This is a genomic window from Mesorhizobium sp. M2C.T.Ca.TU.002.02.1.1, from assembly GCF_003997225.1.
On record NZ_RZTO01001074.1, the window covers coordinates 1 to 1,721 of the forward strand.

Sequence of the window (1,721 nt, forward strand, 5' to 3'; positions counted from 1 at the left end):
TCCTGCACACGCGCTTCCGCCTCGTTGTCGAGCGCCGAGGTCGCCTCGTCGAGCAGGAGGATCGGCGCCTGGCGAACGATGGCCCGCGCGATCGACACGCGCTGGCGCTGGCCGCCGGAAAGGGTCGAGCCGCCTTCGCCGACCGGCGTGTCGTAGCCTTCCGGCTGCTGGCGGATGAACTCGTCGGCCGCCGCCTGTTTCGCCGCCTGCTCGATCTCGGCGTCGGTGGCCGAGAGCCGGCCGTAGCGGATGTTGTCGCGGATCGTGCCCTCGAACAGATAGGGCGCCTGCGCCACATAGGCGATCGATTGGCGCAGCGAATGCTTGGTCACCTTGGCGATATCCTGGCCATCGACCTCGATCGAGCCCTTGTCAACGTCGTAGAAGCGCTGCAGCAGCGCCACCATCGTCGACTTGCCGGCGCCCGAAGCGCCGACGACGGCCGTGACCTTGCCGGCCGCGGCGGTAAAGCTCAGATCCTTCAGCACCGGCGTGTCGGCGTTGTAGCCGAAGGTCACGTTGTTGAAGCGCACCTCGCCGGTGGTGACCTTCGCCTCGACCGCGTCTGGGGCGTCGCCCTGCTTCGGCTCGAGGTCGAGCAGCTCGTAGATCATGCGCGCGTTGACCAGGGCGCGTTCCATGCCGACCTGCGTGCGCGCCAGGCGCCGTGCCGGGTCGTAGGCCAGGATCAGCGCGGTTATGAAGGAAAACACCGCGCCCGGCGGCTGCCCAAGCACCAGCGCCCTGTAGCCGGAATAAGCGAGCACGGCGGTGATGGCGAGGCCGCCCAGGATCTCGGAAATCGGCGACAGCCGCTCCGAGACGCGGGCGATCTTGTTGTTACGCTGCTCGGCCGTGTCGGCCATGATGCCGATGCGGCGCGCCAGCTCGTCCTCCAGGGTGAAGGCCTTGACGATGGCGATGCCTTGCGTGGCCTCCTGCACCGACCCGTTCAGCCGCGAGTTGATCAGCACGGATTCCCGGTTGATCTTGCGCAGGCGGCGGGTGATGTAGACGACGGCCCAGATCAGCGGCGGCCCGATCAGCAGCGAGCTGAGCGACAGCACCGGATCCTGGTAGATCATCACCCCGACAAGGGCGACGAGCGAAACTGCGTCGCGGCTGATGGAGGTCAGCGTCAGCGACAGCAGGTCGCGGATGCCGCCGACATTCTCGTTCACCTGAGCCGCCAGCCGGCCGGAACGGGTCTCGTTGAAGAAGTCGACGCCGAGCTTCATCAGATGATCGAAGCTGCGCTTCTGATAGCGGGCGACCAGATTGTTGCCGATCCTGGCCAGCGACACCGCCTGGCCATAGCCGGCGAAGCCGCGCAGCAGCGAGGCGCCCATGAAACCGGCGCAGATCCAGACGATCATGTCGCTGCGCCGTTCATAGAAGATCTGGTTGATCATCGGCGCCATGATCCACGCCGTGAAGGCGGTGGTGCCCGAAACGATCAGCAGGCAGGCGACGGCAACGACATAGGTCCAGCGGTATTCCTTGCCGTTTTCGGCCAGGATACGGCGCAACACCGCGCTGACCTCGGTGGGCTGGACCTTCAGTTTGAGGGACGTTTGGACAGTCAAATCAGGGGCGCTTCGTGGTTTTCCGCGTGTCGGATGGGCCGCATTTCGGCATCCTCTTAGAGCAATTCCAGGAAAAGTGTGAGCGGTTTTCCGTCCGGAATTGCGTCAAAACAAAGGGATAGCCCCGGCTACGGC

The 1,721-nt window shown here is 65.3% G+C and carries 1 protein-coding gene; it reads right to left on the reverse strand.

Features of this window, described 5'->3' with window-relative positions:
* The coding region (locus EOD07_RS33475; RefSeq protein ID WP_164772795.1) for an ABC transporter ATP-binding protein at positions 1-1,586 on the reverse strand (1,586 nt) is incomplete at its 3' end.
* Between the last annotated feature and the right edge of the window lie 135 nt (positions 1,587-1,721).